Source organism: Kitasatospora sp. CB01950, assembly GCF_001905465.1.
Classification (GTDB): domain Bacteria; phylum Actinomycetota; class Actinomycetes; order Streptomycetales; family Streptomycetaceae; genus Kitasatospora.
On sequence record NZ_LISX01000005.1, the window covers coordinates 164,007 to 177,691 of the forward strand.

The 13,685-nt window shown below is 72.3% G+C and carries 11 protein-coding genes; 2 read left to right on the plus strand and 9 right to left on the minus strand.

The features are described 5' to 3' along the window. Nucleotides 1-14: 14 nt before the first annotated feature. Nucleotides 15-863: a siderophore-interacting protein gene (locus AMK19_RS15280; RefSeq protein WP_073811987.1), complete on the plus strand. Its 849-nt coding sequence runs from the start codon at nt 15-17 to the stop codon at nt 861-863. A gap of 67 nt (nt 864-930) precedes the next feature. Next, the gene (locus AMK19_RS15285) at nt 931-1,896 is read left to right on the plus strand and encodes a DUF1152 domain-containing protein (protein ID WP_073811988.1); all 966 of its coding nucleotides are present in this window, start codon (nt 931-933) and stop codon (nt 1,894-1,896) included. A gap of 7 nt (nt 1,897-1,903) precedes the next feature. Here the strand turns inward: AMK19_RS15285 and AMK19_RS15290 are convergent, their stop codons facing one another. From AMK19_RS15290 to AMK19_RS15330, 9 genes are all read right to left on the minus strand, one after another. After that, nucleotides 1,904-2,449, minus strand: coding sequence for a DUF1697 domain-containing protein (locus AMK19_RS15290; RefSeq protein WP_073811990.1), 546 nt, complete (start codon nt 2,447-2,449; stop codon nt 1,904-1,906). Between the two features lie 172 nt (nt 2,450-2,621). Continuing rightward, entirely contained in the window at nt 2,622-3,662 is a 1,041-nt protein-coding gene (locus AMK19_RS15295; RefSeq protein WP_073811991.1) for an NAD(P)-dependent alcohol dehydrogenase, read from the minus strand. A 56-nt stretch (nt 3,663-3,718) separates the two neighbouring features. Continuing rightward, complete coding sequence (locus tag AMK19_RS15300) at nt 3,719-4,474, minus strand: SDR family NAD(P)-dependent oxidoreductase (protein WP_073811993.1); 756 nt, start codon at nt 4,472-4,474, stop codon at nt 3,719-3,721. Between the two features lie 78 nt (nt 4,475-4,552). Next, nucleotides 4,553-5,200, minus strand: a complete 648-nt coding sequence (locus AMK19_RS15305; RefSeq protein WP_073811995.1) for an acyl-CoA-like ligand-binding transcription factor — start codon at nt 5,198-5,200, stop codon at nt 4,553-4,555. Nucleotides 5,201-5,355: 155 nt separating this feature from the next. Further along, complete coding sequence (locus tag AMK19_RS15310) at nt 5,356-6,084, minus strand: hemerythrin domain-containing protein (RefSeq protein ID WP_073811996.1); 729 nt, start codon at nt 6,082-6,084, stop codon at nt 5,356-5,358. Between the two features lie 178 nt (nt 6,085-6,262). Then, nucleotides 6,263-7,288 carry an alpha/beta hydrolase gene (locus AMK19_RS15315; protein ID WP_073811998.1) on the minus strand — a complete coding sequence of 342 codons (1,026 nt, stop codon included), beginning with the start codon at nt 7,286-7,288 and terminating at the stop codon, nt 6,263-6,265. Nucleotides 7,289-7,552: 264 nt separating this feature from the next. Further along, the gene (locus AMK19_RS15320) at nt 7,553-9,280 is read right to left on the minus strand and encodes a carbohydrate-binding module family 20 domain-containing protein (protein WP_073812000.1); all 1,728 of its coding nucleotides are present in this window, start codon (nt 9,278-9,280) and stop codon (nt 7,553-7,555) included. A 300-nt stretch (nt 9,281-9,580) separates the two neighbouring features. Further along, nucleotides 9,581-10,756, minus strand: coding sequence for a macrolide family glycosyltransferase (locus tag AMK19_RS15325; protein ID WP_073812002.1), 1,176 nt, complete (start codon nt 10,754-10,756; stop codon nt 9,581-9,583). Between the two features lie 297 nt (nt 10,757-11,053). Then, nucleotides 11,054-13,408, minus strand: a complete 2,355-nt coding sequence (locus AMK19_RS15330) for a M4 family metallopeptidase (protein WP_073812004.1) — start codon at nt 13,406-13,408, stop codon at nt 11,054-11,056. Nucleotides 13,409-13,685: the final 277 nt, after the last annotated feature.

Here is a 13,685-nt window from a genome sequence, read left to right on the forward strand (position 1 = left end):
GACCGGAGTACGCCATGCCCGAGCTGCCGATCCGCCGACTGACTGTCACCGCCGTCCGTCGCCCCACCCCGCGCACCGCCCGGGTGAGCTTCGCGCTGCCGCCCGGCGAGTTCGCCCTGGCCGGGCCCGACCAGCAGGTGAAGCTGTACTTCCCGCGCCCCGGCCAGGACCGCCCCGAACTGCCCGCGGCCGCGCCGGGGCAGGACCTGATGGACTGGTACCGGGCCTGCCACGCCGTCCCCGAGCACCGTCGCCCGTGGATGCGGTCCTTCACGATCCGCGCCCACGACGCCGAACTGCACACCGTGGACGTCGACTTCGTCCTGCACGGCACCGGCCCCGCCGCCGACTGGGCGGCCCGCGCCCGGCCCGGCCGGGAGCTGGCGATGTTCGGCCCCTCCCCCGAGTTCGCCCGCCCGTTCCCGCTCGACGGCGGCCGGCCCCTGCTGTTCGCCTGCGACGAGTCGGCGCTGCCCGCGCTGGCCACCTTCGTGGAGGCCCTGCCGGCCGGCGCCCGGGCCCACGCCTGGATCGAGACCGCCGGGCCCGAGGAGCGCCAACCACTGCTCGGCTTCGGCGAGTTGACCGCCCACTGGATCGACCGCGAGGACGCCGCGCCCGGCGAACGCCTGCTGGCCGCCGTCCTCGCCGCCGACCTGCCCGCCGACCTCTCGCACGCCTGGCTGGCCGGCGAGGCCGGCACCGTCCGCGCACTGCGCCGCCACCTGCTGGCCGACCGCCGCCTCCCCCGCCCGAACGTCCACTTCACCGGCTACTGGCGACACCGCCTCACCCAGGACGACGCCCCCACCCCCGAGGACCTCGCCGACGCCCAGGAGTTGCTTGCCCAGTACGGAAGTTGACCGCCCCGGGCCCCACCCGCGACCGTCCCGACGCCCGCCCGCGACCGACCCTGTTACCGTCCGCCCGGTGACCACCAGCCTGTTCCAGCCGCCCCTGCTCACCCGCCTACTGGCTGCCGAGCGGATCCTGATCGCCGGCGCGGGCGGCGGTCACGACGTCTACGCGGGGCTGCCGCTCGCCCTCGCCCTGCGCGCCGCCGGGCGCGAAGTGCACCTGGCGAACCTGGCGTTCACCCACCACTACGGTCTGGACGCCGCCGTGTGGGAGGCGCCGCAGCTGGCCCGGATCACGCCCGACACCCGCTCCGCCGAGTCGAAGTTCCCGGAGCGGGAGTTGGCGCGGTGGCTGCGCGAGCACCAACAGCCGGACACCGTCTGGGCGTTCGCCTCGACCGAGGTGAAGCCGCTGCGGGCCGCGTACCGGAATCTGGTGCGCCGGCTCGACGTCGACGCGATCCTGCTGGTCGACGGCGGCACCGACATCCTGCTGCGCGGCGACGAGGCCGGGCTCGGCACGCCGGAGGAGGACATGGCCTCGCTGGCCGCCGTCGCGGGGCTACGGTCCGTCCCCACCCGGCTGGTGGCCTGTCTGGGCTTCGGCGTCGACGCCCACCACGGCGTCAGCCACGCCCTGGTGCTGGAGAACCTGGCCGCCCTGCAACGCGACGGCGGCTACCTCGGCGCGTTCTCGCTGCCCGCCGACACCCCCGAGGCCGTGCTGTACCTAGACGCCGTCGCCCGGGCCCGGGCCGCCGAGCCGGAACGGCCGAGCATCGTGCAGGGGTCGGTCTCGGCGGCGCTGCGCGGCGAGTTCGGCGATGTCGGGCTCGCCGAACGGGTGCCCAGCAGCGAACCGTTCGTCAACCCGCTGATGACGATGTACTTCGGCGTCACGGTCGAGGCCCTCGCCGCCCGCAACCTCTACCTCGACCGGCTGGAGGGCACCACGCAGACCCGGCAGATCGCCTCCGCCATCGCCGACTTCCGCGAGGAACTGCCCCGGCTGCGCCCCGCCCGGGCGTTCCCGCACTGACCGCCGGTCAGCCCTTGCGGGCAGCGGCGGCGATCTTCGCGGTGGTGTGGAAGAACCGCGAAGTCGCCTGCCCCCGATAGGACTTGGGGAAGGCGGTGGCCGGGTTCCCGTTCAGCCGGCCGTTGCGGAGGTGCATCACCACGAACGCCGCGCCCCCGCTCGCGCCGATCATCTCCCAGTCGCCCTTCGGCGAGGCGACCGGCAGCACGACCTCCGGCGGCAGCGGCTCGGACAGGAACAGCACGCACAGCCGGACGTCCTCGGTCACCTCGACGCCCGCGAACGGGTCGAGCGCGACCAGCGCCTCCACCTCCTCGACCGTCCGCAGCATCACCGGCACCGGATAGCCCAGACCCTCCGCCAGCCCGGCCTCGATCCGCGCCGTCAGCGCGGCCCGGTCGGTCTCCGCACTGCGGAAGAACACGTTCCCGCTCTGGATGTACGTCCGCACGCCCTCCAGCCCGAAGCCGGCGAACAGCTCCCGCAGCCGGTCCATCTTCACGGTGCGGCCGCCGACGTTGACCGCCCGCAGGAAGGCGATGTAGGTCTCCATGCGCGCGAGTGTAGGACGGGCCGCCGACAATCGACGGCCGTGTCGCCGCCGCGTCGACCGACCCGACGGACATCGCGGAGGTCGAGGTGGTCGAGGTGGTCGAGGTGGTCGAACGCCGGCGGCGGCCTCCCCCGGGAGCCGGGAGGGGCCGCCGCCGACGGGCCGTCAGCCGTCAGCCGTTCGGCAGGATCACCGCGCGGCCGTTGATCTTCCCGGCGTGCAGGCGCTCGTACACGAGCGGCGCCTCGTCGATGCCGTACGTCTCGACGTGGACGTCGATCGCCCCGGCCCGGGCCAGGTCGAGCACCTCGATCAGCTCGGAGCGGCTGCCCCAGTACGGCGAGCTGACGCAGACGTCGTAGGGCAGCGCGCCGAAGCCGACGCCCAGCGTGCCGCCGCCGAGGCCGACGATGGTGACGTCGCCCTCCACCGCGACCAGCTGCCCGGCCAGCGCGGTGGTGGGCGGCGCGCCGACGAAGTCGAACACGGCCTGCGCGCCGAGCCCGGCGGTCAGTTCGCGGACCTTCGCGGCGGCCGCGCCGTCGGACAGCAGCGCCTCGTGCGCGCCGACGGCGCGGGCCAGTTCGAGCTTCTCCTCGGTGACGTCCAGGGCGATCACCCGGGCCGCGGTCATCGCGCGCAGCAGCTGGACGGCGACGTGTCCGAGGCCGCCGGTGCCGATCACCACGGCCGTGGAGCCGGGGAGCAGCTTCGGCAGCGACCGCTTGATCGCGTGGTACGGCGTCAGCCCGGCGTCGGTGAGCGGCACGGCGAGCACCGGGTCGAGGTCGCCGAGCGGGACCAGGTGCCGCGGGTCGTCGACCAGCAGGTACTCGGCGAGCGCTCCGGGCGCGCCGAGGCCGGGCGGCATGATGCCCAGCTCGCGCGCCCGCAGGCAGTAGTTCTCCTTGCCTTCGGCGCACTTGGCGCAGCTGCCGCAGCCCCACGGGCCGTACACGGCGACCGACTCGCCCTCGGTGAACCCGGTGACGCCCGCGCCGAGCGCGGCGATCGTGCCGACGCCCTCGTGGCCGAGGGTCAGCGGCAGCGGGAACGGCAGCCGGTCGGCGGGCCAGCTCATCACGGCGATGTCGGAGTGGCAGACACCGGCGGCGGTGACCTTCAGCAGGACCTGCCCGGGGCCTGGTTCGGGGTCGGGGACGGTGACCACCTCGGGGTGGCCGCCGACGGTGCGGTACTGGACTGCCTTCATGACTCGTTGCCCTCTCTCGCGAAGCGTCCTGGTGTCCCGGCGTGTTCGGCGGCCGGTCAGCGGGCGGAGTAGCCGCCGTCGACCAGGTGGTAGCTGCCGGTGACGTAGGACGCCCGGTCGGAGAGCAGGAACGTGGTGAGTTCGGCGACCTCCTCGGCGCGGCCGAGGCGCCCGGCGGGGTGCAGCGAGATCAGCAGGTCGCGCGCGGCCGGGTCGGTGTCCTTCAGCAGCGGGGTGTCGATGAAGCCGGGGCCGACCGCGTTGACCCGGACGCCCTGCGGGGCGTACTCGATCGCGGCGGTCTTGGTCAGGCCGACCACGCCGTGCTTGGCGGCGACGTACGCGGGCGAGCCGGCGAAGCCGTTGGTGCCCAGGATGGAAGCCATGTTGACGATCGCGCCGCCGCCCGCTGCGAGGATCTCCGGCAGTTCGTAGCGCATCGAGTAGAAGACGCCGTCCAGGTTGGTGGCGAGCACCCGCCGCCAGTCCTCCGGCTCGTACGCGCCGGTGGGGGCGATCGCGCCGCCGATGCCGGCGTTGTTGACGGCCAGCGAGAGCGGGCCGAGGCCCTGCACGGTGGCGCGGACGGCGGCCTCGACGGACGCCGGGTCGGTGACGTCGACCTGCACGGCGAGCGCCTTGGCACCCGTCTTCACGAGGGCGGCGGCGGCCTCCCGGGCGCCGTCCAGGTTCCAGTCGGCGACGGCGACCTGCGCGCCGCGCTCGGCGAGCAGGGTGGCGACGGCCAGGCCGATGCCGGAGGCGGCGCCGGTGACGAGAGCGGTGCGGCCGGTGAACTCCTGTGCGGTCATGGGTGGTTGGTCCTTTCGTGCGCCGCGGCCCGGGGCGGGCGCGGGTGGTGCGGGAGGTGCGGGTGTCTGACGGGTCGGTCAGCGTGGGGGTTCGGCCGCGGCCAGGTCGAAGGCACGGTCGATCAGGGCGGGCAGGTCGCCCGCCGGGTCGCGCACCCAGGTGCGGGTGGCGGCGTGCAGGGCGGCGACGCCGAGGCCGACGGCGACGGCGGGCCGCAGGTCGGTCTCGGGGTGCAGGCCGAGCCGGGCGGCGACCAGCCGGATCGACCGCTCCTCCTCGGCGACGGCGATCCGCCGGTAGGCGGCGGTCAGCGCGGGCTCCTCGTCGATCAGCGCGAACAGCGCGCGCATGCCGGGGCGGCGGTGCCAGGCCGGGTGGTCGCCGTCGTGCAGCCAGGCGGCGACGGCGGCGCGGTAGGCGGCGACCGGGGTCTCGGCGGCGGGCCGGGCGGCGAGGCGCTCGTTGATCCGGGCGAAGTCGGCGCGCAGCGAGTCGAGGACGGCGTCCTCGCGGGACGGGAAGTAGCGGCTGAAGGTGCGCCGGGAGACGTCGGCGGCGTCGGTGACCTGCTCGACGGCGAGGGCGGCGAGGCCGTGTTCCAGGGTGAGGCGCAGCGCGGCGTCGGCCATCGCCTCGCGGGTGCGGCGGGCCTTGCGGTCGCGCCGCCCGGGCGCGGCCGGGGCCTGCTGCGGGACCACGGCCTGCGGCTGCTCGGTGCTGCTCATGCGCTCACCCTACTCCCGAAAATGTCCCGACGGGACATGAGTCCCGCCGGGACATCCACGGCGCAGGTGTCAAGGCTCGGGCGTCCGGGCGCGGGCGTCAGGGCTCGACGGTCAGGGCGCGGGCGCGTCCGGGCGCAGGTGTCAGGGCGCGGGTGTCACTGCCCCGCCGGCCCCCACAGGCGGTCGGTGCAGCGGGCGTAGGTGTCGCGCCAGTGCGGCCAGTGGCGGGCGATCTCGTCGTCGCAGTCCGCCAGCAGGCGGTCGACCTGGATCGGGTCGACGCCTTCGAGCAGCCAGACCAGCGCGTCGGACGCGGACGGCCCCTCGGCGAGGCGCAGCAGGTCGAGCAGTTCGGGCAGGGTGCCGATCCGGGAGCCGGGCTGGAAGACGTCGGCCATCCGCGGCAGCAGCTGGCGCTCCTCGATCCGCAGGTGGGTCTCCACCCGGGCGGCGAGTTCCTCCACCGCGTAGGAGACCGGCCAGGAGCTGGCGGGGTCGCGGGTGGCGATGCCGACCAGGGTGGTGGTGCGGGTGAAGCACTGGTCGAGGTTGTGGTGGTCGGACTCCAACCAGTTGAGCAGCAGCCGGAGTTCGGGCGCGAAGCGGCGCAGCAGCGGCCACAGCCGGGCGTCCTGCTGCTCATGGTGGCAGGTGACCATGGCGGTCACGAAGTCCCAGTGCCGCTTGAGGGCGAGTGCGCCCTCGTGGTCGTCGGGCTGGAGCAGTCGCAGGGCCTGCGGGATCCGGGCGAGGTCGCGGCGGACGGCGGCGTGCACCAGGCGCAGCCCGGCGAACGGGATGGTTTCGACCACCGGCGCGACGGGGATCTCCTCGCGCGGGGCGGGAACGGTCATGGGGCCGACGGGCAGCAGGTGGCGGGACATGGCGCTCTCTTCACGGCTGGCTGGGGCTGGCCGGAGCGGGGGCCGCGGTTGCGGCGCCCCGGTCCAGTTCTCCGGTCCACGGGTTCCAGGGTGGGAGCAGTGCATCAGGGTCGAATGAACGACCGATTGATGTGCAGGTCAGCGCGTTTCCGGGGCGCTTTCTGCACGCTCGGGACGGTCAGTCGGACTCCGGTCCGGCGGTGTTGGCGGTCAGCCATTCCAGGGTGTGCGGGATCATCTTCTTGAAGTCGGAGGTGAGGTGCTTGCCGCCGGGCTGCTCGTAGTACTCGACGGTGGTGGGGGCCTTGGCCTTCTCGACCCAGTTCTTGACGATCTTGGTCTCGTACGGGTTGGCGCCGCCCGCGGTGGCCAGCATCCGCACGTCGGCGGCGCCCTCGGCGATCAGCTTGTCGGGGCTGTTGGCCTGGCGTTCCTGCTCGTGGCCCTTCCACAGCGGCGAGTCCGGGTTCCAGTAGCCGTCGATCGGCACCGCGGCCTTGAAGACGTCGGGGTGCTGGAGGGCGAGCTTGGCGCTGCAGAACGCTCCGGTGGAGGCGCCCATCACGGCCCAGCCGTCGCGGCCCTTGACGGTGCGGAAGTTGGCGCGGACGAAGTCGGGGATGTCCTCGGACATCCAGGTGCCGATCTTCGGCTGGCCGGGGATGTCGGCGCACTCCAGGGCCTTGGACTCGTTGGAGTCCAGGTTCTGCACCGGCATGATCATGATGAACGGGTGGGCCTTGCCCTGCGAGGCCATCTGCTGGTCGATCTCCTGGATCGGCAGCTGGTTGTCGGTCCAGGTGTTGTAGCCGGCGCTCTGCCCGCCCGCGTACAGGGTGAGCACCGGGAAGCCGGTCTTGGCGTACTTCGGGTCGTTGTACTGCGGCGGCAGCCAGACCCACACCTTGCCGCTGACGCCGGACTTGGCGCCGGCCAGGGTGGTCATCATGATCGGTCCGGCGGCGGTGTCGCGGACCTTGGACAGCTGCGCGGCCGGGCCGGTGGGCATCAGCACCTTGGACGGCTTGGGCGGTGCGCTGCTGGTCTGTGCGGTGGACGGCGGCTGGTTGCCGCCGACGGTCGCGGCCTTGGCGTCACCGGAGGTTCCGGTGTCGCTGCCGCAGGCGGCCAGCGGAGCGGCGAGGACGAGCAGGGCGGCGGCGGTCAGCAGGCGGCGGACGGCAGGACGGGGTTGCGGCAGCACGGGGCGGTCGGTCTCTCCGGGTGGGGGCCGACCCGGCAGCCGGGAGGGGCCCTGGTCATTGGGCGTGGCCGGGGCCGCCGCGCGCTGATGGCCGGCGCTCCCCGGGAACGGGCCGCGGCCGCACGACGAGGGTGCGGCTGTTGGGCCGTTCGAGATCCTATGACGTACTGCCCGGGGCCCCGGTTGCGCGGGGGTGAACAACCCGCCGCACGACGGGTGCAGCCCCCGCCGATCGGCGGGGGCTGCACGCTCGCGGGCGCCGGGTCAGGGGCGCCAGGTGTCGTTCAGCGTGACCTTGCCGCTCGCCGGGACGGTGGCGGTGCGGTTGGCGCCGCTCTCCCAGGTGACGTTTCCGGCCGCGTCCTTGCGCAGGTACTTGTACTGGATCGCGGTGCCGGCGGGCAGTGCCACGTCGAGCTTCCACACCGGGTAGGCGGCGGAGTCCAGCAGCAGCGCCTTGGAGGTGTCCCAGCCGCCGAGCGCGGCCGCGTCGCCGACCAGGTAGATGTTCTGGCCGAACGAGGTGGTGGCGTTCACCGCGAACGAGGCGCCGGGCGCGGTGCTCGCGGCGCCGGCGCCGACGTACAGCGCGACGGCGTCGCCCGCGCCGACCGAGGCGGTGAACTTTCCGTCCGAGCCGACGGTGTAGGTCGGGCCGGAGCAGCTGCCGCCGTTCGGGTCGCCGTGCTGGACGTCGCAGTAGAGGCCGGCGGGCAGCGAGGTCTGGAAGGTCTGGGTGATCGCCGAGGTCTCCCGGTTGATCGCCACGTAGCCCTTGGTCCCGCGGCCGAAGGCGATCGCGTTGTTGCCGTTGGACCACCAGTTGGTCATCGCGGTCCCGGCCACGGCGTTGCGGAAGCCGACCATGTTGGCGACCTGCCGCCAGGCGTGGACGCAGTTCCAGCCGTTCTGGTAGCAGGCGGTGACGGAGCCTCCGTTGGGCGGGCCGTCGTCGTTGCTGTTGAACGCGTAGCCGGAGTAGACGTTCGGCGAGCCGTACGGGTGGGCCAGCATGAAGACGTTGGCCAGCGTGTAGGTCGAGCCGTCCTTGTAGGTGAGGGTGGAGCCGTTGCGCTCGGTGTCCCAGTTGTCGACGAAGGTCCGCGCCTGGGCGGAGGCGAGCAGGCCGCCGCCCCAGTTCTGCAGGTCGGATATCCGGCCGCCGTTGAAGGCGCTCTTCAGCCACGTCCCGGAGCGGAACTCGTCCACGTCGCCGGTGCCGGTGTACTCGGGGGGCTGGACCGCCTCGCCCGCGCCGTAGATGACCTCCTGCACCCAGTACGCGTTGGGGTTGCTCATCTTGGCCTTGATGGCGGCCAGGTCGGTCGCGGCCATGTGCTTGGCGGCGTCGATCCGGAAGCCGTCCACGCCGAGCGAGAGCAGGTCGCCGAGGTAGTTGGCGATGGTCTGCTGGACGTACGCGGAGCCGGTGTTGAGGTCGGACAGGCCGGCCAGCTCGCAGTTCTGGACGTTGCCGCGGTCGCCGTAGTTGCTGATGCTCGTCCGGCAGCTGTGGAAGTCCTGGTCCTGGTAGTAGCCCGGGTAGTTGTACTTCGTGTAGACGGTGCCGCCGGTGCCGCTGCCGCTGCCCGCGCTCATGTGGTTGATCACCGAGTCGGCGAGCACCTTGACGCCCGCGTTGTGGCAGGTGGTGACCATGTTCTTGAACGCGGTGCGGTCGCCGAGCCGACCGGCGATCTTGTAGCTGACGGGCTGGTAGGAGGTCCACCACTGGGCGCCCTGGATGTGCTCCTGGGGCGGAGAGACCTCGACGAAGCCGTAGCCCTTGGGGCCGAGGGTGTCGGTGCAGGCCTTGGCCACCGAGTCGAACTTCCACTCGAACAGGGTGGCGGTGACGCCCTTGCTGCCGGCAGGGGTGGCGGCGGCGGTCGGCGCGAGCGAGAGCCCGGCGCCGGCCGAGAGGCCGAACGCCGCGAGGGCGGTGCAGGCGGCGAAGGCGCGCTTCCTGCGGGTGGGGGCAGGGGTGAGCACGGGAGCACTCCTGGGGGGGGGAGCCCGGCCCGCGGACGCAGGTCGCGGCCGGGAGGCGGCAGGGTGGGGGGCCGCGACGGCTGCGGTGTTGGGGCCGCCCGCGCGGAGGGGGTGGGAGTCACTACTGCAAGACGCTGCAAGGGGGTTGAAACTTGCTGGAATCTTGCATTGGCATGACCATATTGTCGGCCCGCACCACCGTCAAGGGAGGCTGCGGCCCGTTCCGGGCCCGGAAAACGGCAGCGCCGGACCACCGCTGACAGTTCGTCAACGGCGGACCGGCGCAGAAGGGAACAGCGGTTAGCGCTCCAGCTGCTCCTCGATCACGTCACAGGCGCGGGCGGTGCCGCCCTCGCCCTTCGCGCGGGCGCTCAACTCCCGCAGGCGGTCGGCCACCTGGGCGTCCCCGACCAGCTCGGTGAGCGCCGACCGGAGCGCCTCGGGCGTGGCGTCGGCGGTGTCCAGCCGGCGGGCCACGCCGAGCTCGACCAGGCGGTCGGCGTTCATGAACTGCTCGGCGGCCTGCGGCACCGCGATCATCGGCACGCCCGCCAGCAGCCCTTCGCCGCAGCCGCCCATCCCCGCGTGGGTGACGAACGCGTCGGCCCGGTCGAGCACCGCGCGCTGCGGCACCCAGGAGTGCACCTCGACGTTGGCCGGGATCTCCCCCAGCTCCGCCGGGTCGGTGTGCTTGCCGATCTGCAGGACCACGTGCCAGCCGGGCCGGTCACCGAAGGCGGCCAGGCAGTTCCGGTAGAACTCCGGCTGCCGGGTGAACGCCGAGCCGAGCGACACCAGCAGCACCTTCTCGGCCCCGGCCGGGCGCTGCCAACTGCCCTGCTCCGCCCGCAGGTCGAAGCACGGCCCGACGAACTCCACCGCCTTGCGGTCGACCCGGTCGGCGTGCGGCTGCATCGCCTCGGTGATCATCGCGACGGCGCGGGCGGGCTTGCCGGAGAACGCGTCCACGTCCACCGTGGTGGCGCCGCTGCCGGCCAGCCACTCGGCGAAGAGCCCGAAGTAGGCGTCCGCGCCGGGAAGTTGCCGGATCTGACTGCCGATCTCCTCCTGGTAGCCGTCCCAGCCGACCAGCGTCGGCGAGAGCTGGACGATCGGCCGCGCCTGCGCCTCGGCGAGCGCCCGGGCGGCGTACGCGCCGATGTCGTACAGGTAGACGTCGGCCGGGTCGGCGTCGTAGTGCGCGTGCAGCCGGGGCAGCATCGCGATCGCGTCCTCCAGGAAGACCCGCATGGCGCCGATCGGGTCCTCCGGCCAGTCGTGGTCGGCGACCGGCAGGGTGGACGGGCACGGGACGAGCTCGGCGCCCGTGGGCGCGATCAGCTCGGCCACCGACGGGTCGTTGACGTACGTCACCCGGTGGCCGCGGGCGACGAGTTCGCGGATCACTTCGAGGCTCGGGCGGACGTGGCTGACGGCCGGGATGCCGATCATGGCGATATGGGCACGACGAGTCATGGGGAATGCACCTGCTTCCGGTCCACGGGAAAGAAGGGAACACCGCACCGCCGACGCGCGGCCCTGCAAGGGGACGTCGGGGCGTGCGGGACGCGAGGCTCGGGGCGCTGCCCCGGCCGCGTCAGCCGTAGATCTGGTGGAAGAAGGACATGCCGGGACACTAACCCGCCCGCCCCACCCGGTGCACCTCATTTGATTCCGGCCCGCAGAAGCATGATTGACGGCCCGTCACACAGTGCGGACGCGCCGGTGCCCGGCAGCCGAAGCGGCTGCCGGGCACCGGTCACTGAGGGTGTGTCAGCTGGTCTGGATCGCGGTGTCGTCGACCACGAAGGAGGTCTGCAGCGAGACGTCCTCGACGGCGTTGAACTTCACCGTGACGGTCTGACCGGCGTAGGCCGACAGGTCGATCGTCTTCTGGGCGTAGCCGGTGTTCTTGTCCAGGTTGGAGTACGTGGCGACCGAGGTGCCGTTGACCGTGACGGTCATCTTGTCGTACGCCGTGCTGGTGGTGGTCTCAGCGGTGTCGATGTGCAGCCAGAAGCTCAGCGACGCCTTGCAGCCCGACGGGATGGCGACGGTCTGCGAGATCGAGTCGGTGTGGCTGGAGCCGTAGCCGTCCATCCACGCCTTCCACGAACCGCCGTGCGCGGCCTGCGAGGAGGAGTTGTCGACCACACCGCTGCTGGTGGTCCACGGCGCGGCGGTGCCGGTCTCGAAGCCGGGGTTGCCGAGCAGCTGGGCCGGGGTGCAGCTGCCGCCACCGCCGCCGCTGACGGTCCAGGTGAAGGACACCGAGCCGGTCTTGTTGGCGGAGTCCTTTGCCGTGACGGTCACGGTGTAGGTGCCGGCCGCGGTGGCGGTGCCGGTGATGGCGCCGGTCGAGGCGTTGATGGTCAGGCCGGTGGGCAGGCCGGTCGCCGAGTAGGTCAGCGGCGCGGTGCCACCGGTGGCGTTGATCTGCAGGTTGACCGAGGCGTTCAGCGCGGTGGTCTGGTTGCCGGGGCTGGTCACGGTCGGGCCGCCGGTGCTGGGCACCGAGCCGACGTTGACGGCCGCCCAGGCGGTCGCGGTGGCGTTGTACTCGGCCGAGTTGGCGCCGTACAGGTCCGTGGCGGCGGACAGCATGCCGGCCCGGGCGTTCGCGTAGTTGGTGGTGGAGGTCCAGTACGTGGTCAGCGCCCGGTACCAGATGGCGGCGGCCTTGTCGTGGCCGATGCCGGTCACCGGGATGTTGTTGTAGGTCGGCGAGTTGTAGCTGACCCCGTTGACCACCTTGGCGCCGCTGCCCTCGGACAGCAGGTAGAAGGCGTGGTTGCCGACGCCGGACGAGTAGTGGACGTCCTTGTTGCCGACCGTGGAGGACCAGTAGTCGGCCGAGGACCCGTCCTTCGACGGCTGGTCCATGTACCGCAGCGGCGTGCCGTTGCCGTTGATGTCGATCAGCTCGCCGACCAGGTAGTCGGGGTTGTCCTTGGCGATGTTGGCGTACCACTCGACCATGTTGCCGAACACGTCCGAGGTGGACTCGTTCAGGCCGCCGGACTCGCCCGAGTAGTTCAGGCCGGCCGTGTTGGAGGTGACGCCGTGCGTCATCTCGTGGCCCGCGACGTCGAGTTCGGTCAGCGGGTGGGTGTTGCCCGAGCCGTCGCCGTAGGTCATGCAGAAGCAGCTGTCGTCCCAGAACGCGTTGACGTAGTTGCTGCTGTAGTGGACCCGGCTGTACGCGCCGACACCGTCGTTGCGGATGCCGTTGCGGCCGAAGGTGTCCTTGTAGTAGTCCCAGGTCTTCGAGACGCCGAAGTGGGCGTCGACGGCCGCGGACTCCTTGTTGGCGGCGGTGCCGTCGCCCCAGGTGTCGGTGGACTTGGTGAACAGGGTGCCGTTGCCGCTGGTCCCGTTGCTCATGTTGGTGGTGTACATCCCACCGCGGGTGGTGTCCTTCATCTGGTACGTCGAACCGGACAGCGAGGTGCCGATGGTGACGTTGCCGACGAAGACGCCGGTGCCGGTGCCGGTCTCGATGCCTTCCCACTTCTGGATGACGTCGCCGCTGGTGGCATCGGTGAGCACGTGCAGCTTGCTCGGGGTGCCGTCCTTCTGGACGCCGGAGACGACGGTCTCCCAGGCCAGGCGCGGGTTGTTGTCCGAGGCCCAGACCACCAGGCGGGGCGCGGTCTCCACCGAGGAGTTGGACTCGGCGGACAGCGCGGTCGCCTGGCCCTTGGCGGCGGCCAGCTTCGGCGTGGTGGACAGGCCGTTCAGCGAAGCCGAGGAAGCCCGGTCGACGCCCTTGGTGGAGCCGTTCGCGGCCTGGTGGACGACCATGTCGCCACCGAGGACGGGGAGTCCGTTGTAGGTGCGCTCGTAACGGATGTGCTGGGTTCCGTCGGCGTCCTTGCTGGCGTCCTTGACCACCAGCTTCTCGGCCGAGCCCAGGCCCAGGCCCTGCGCGGTCTGGACGGCACGGGAACCCGCGTCCGAGATGAGCTGAGCGCGCCCGGCGGCCGCCTGCTGGCCGGCGACCTGCGCCGCCGCGGACGGGCCCGCGGGGGCGGCCTGGGCCACCGCGACCGGGATCGCGGTCACGAGCAGGGCGGTGGTGGCCGCCAGGGCGGCCATGCTCACGCGGGCATGCGTGTAGCGAGACATACAGACTCCTTTACCGACCGTCGCGGGGTCACGAGCGGTGGAGAGAATCTGGCCGCGGTTGCGGCGCAGCGGGGGCCCCAGCCGCCGGTAGCGGCTCGGGGTGCGGTGCACGTACGCGGTGCAGCGTTGCTGCGGCTGCCAGTGGCCTGGGGAAGGCTCCACCGGCAGGGAGTTGGGGCTACCTGTCTTCGCAGCGAGGGGAATCGTGGCAGCAAACACCCCATGAATGACAGATGCATGCCACGGATTGACTCATTTATGACCGCCCTACAAGCGG

Excerpts from the sequence above, each read along its gene's own strand:
- AMK19_RS15305 (WP_073811995.1), bottom strand. The coding sequence starts at position 5,200 with ATGAGCAGCACCGAGCAGCCGCAGGCCGTGGTCCCGCAGCAGGCCCCG.
- AMK19_RS15295 (WP_073811991.1), bottom strand. The coding sequence starts at position 3,662 with ATGAAGGCAGTCCAGTACCGCACCGTCGGCGGCCACCCCGAGGTGGTC.
- AMK19_RS15290 (WP_073811990.1), bottom strand. The coding sequence starts at position 2,449 with ATGGAGACCTACATCGCCTTCCTGCGGGCGGTCAACGTCGGCGGCCGC.
- AMK19_RS15310 (WP_073811996.1), bottom strand. The coding sequence starts at position 6,084 with ATGTCCCGCCACCTGCTGCCCGTCGGCCCCATGACCGTTCCCGCCCCG.
- AMK19_RS15330 (WP_073812004.1), bottom strand. The coding sequence starts at position 13,408 with ATGTCTCGCTACACGCATGCCCGCGTGAGCATGGCCGCCCTGGCGGCC.
- AMK19_RS15325 (WP_073812002.1), bottom strand. The coding sequence starts at position 10,756 with ATGACTCGTCGTGCCCATATCGCCATGATCGGCATCCCGGCCGTCAGC.
- AMK19_RS15300 (WP_073811993.1), bottom strand. The coding sequence starts at position 4,474 with ATGACCGCACAGGAGTTCACCGGCCGCACCGCTCTCGTCACCGGCGCC.
- AMK19_RS15280 (WP_073811987.1), top strand. The coding sequence starts at position 15 with ATGCCCGAGCTGCCGATCCGCCGACTGACTGTCACCGCCGTCCGTCGC.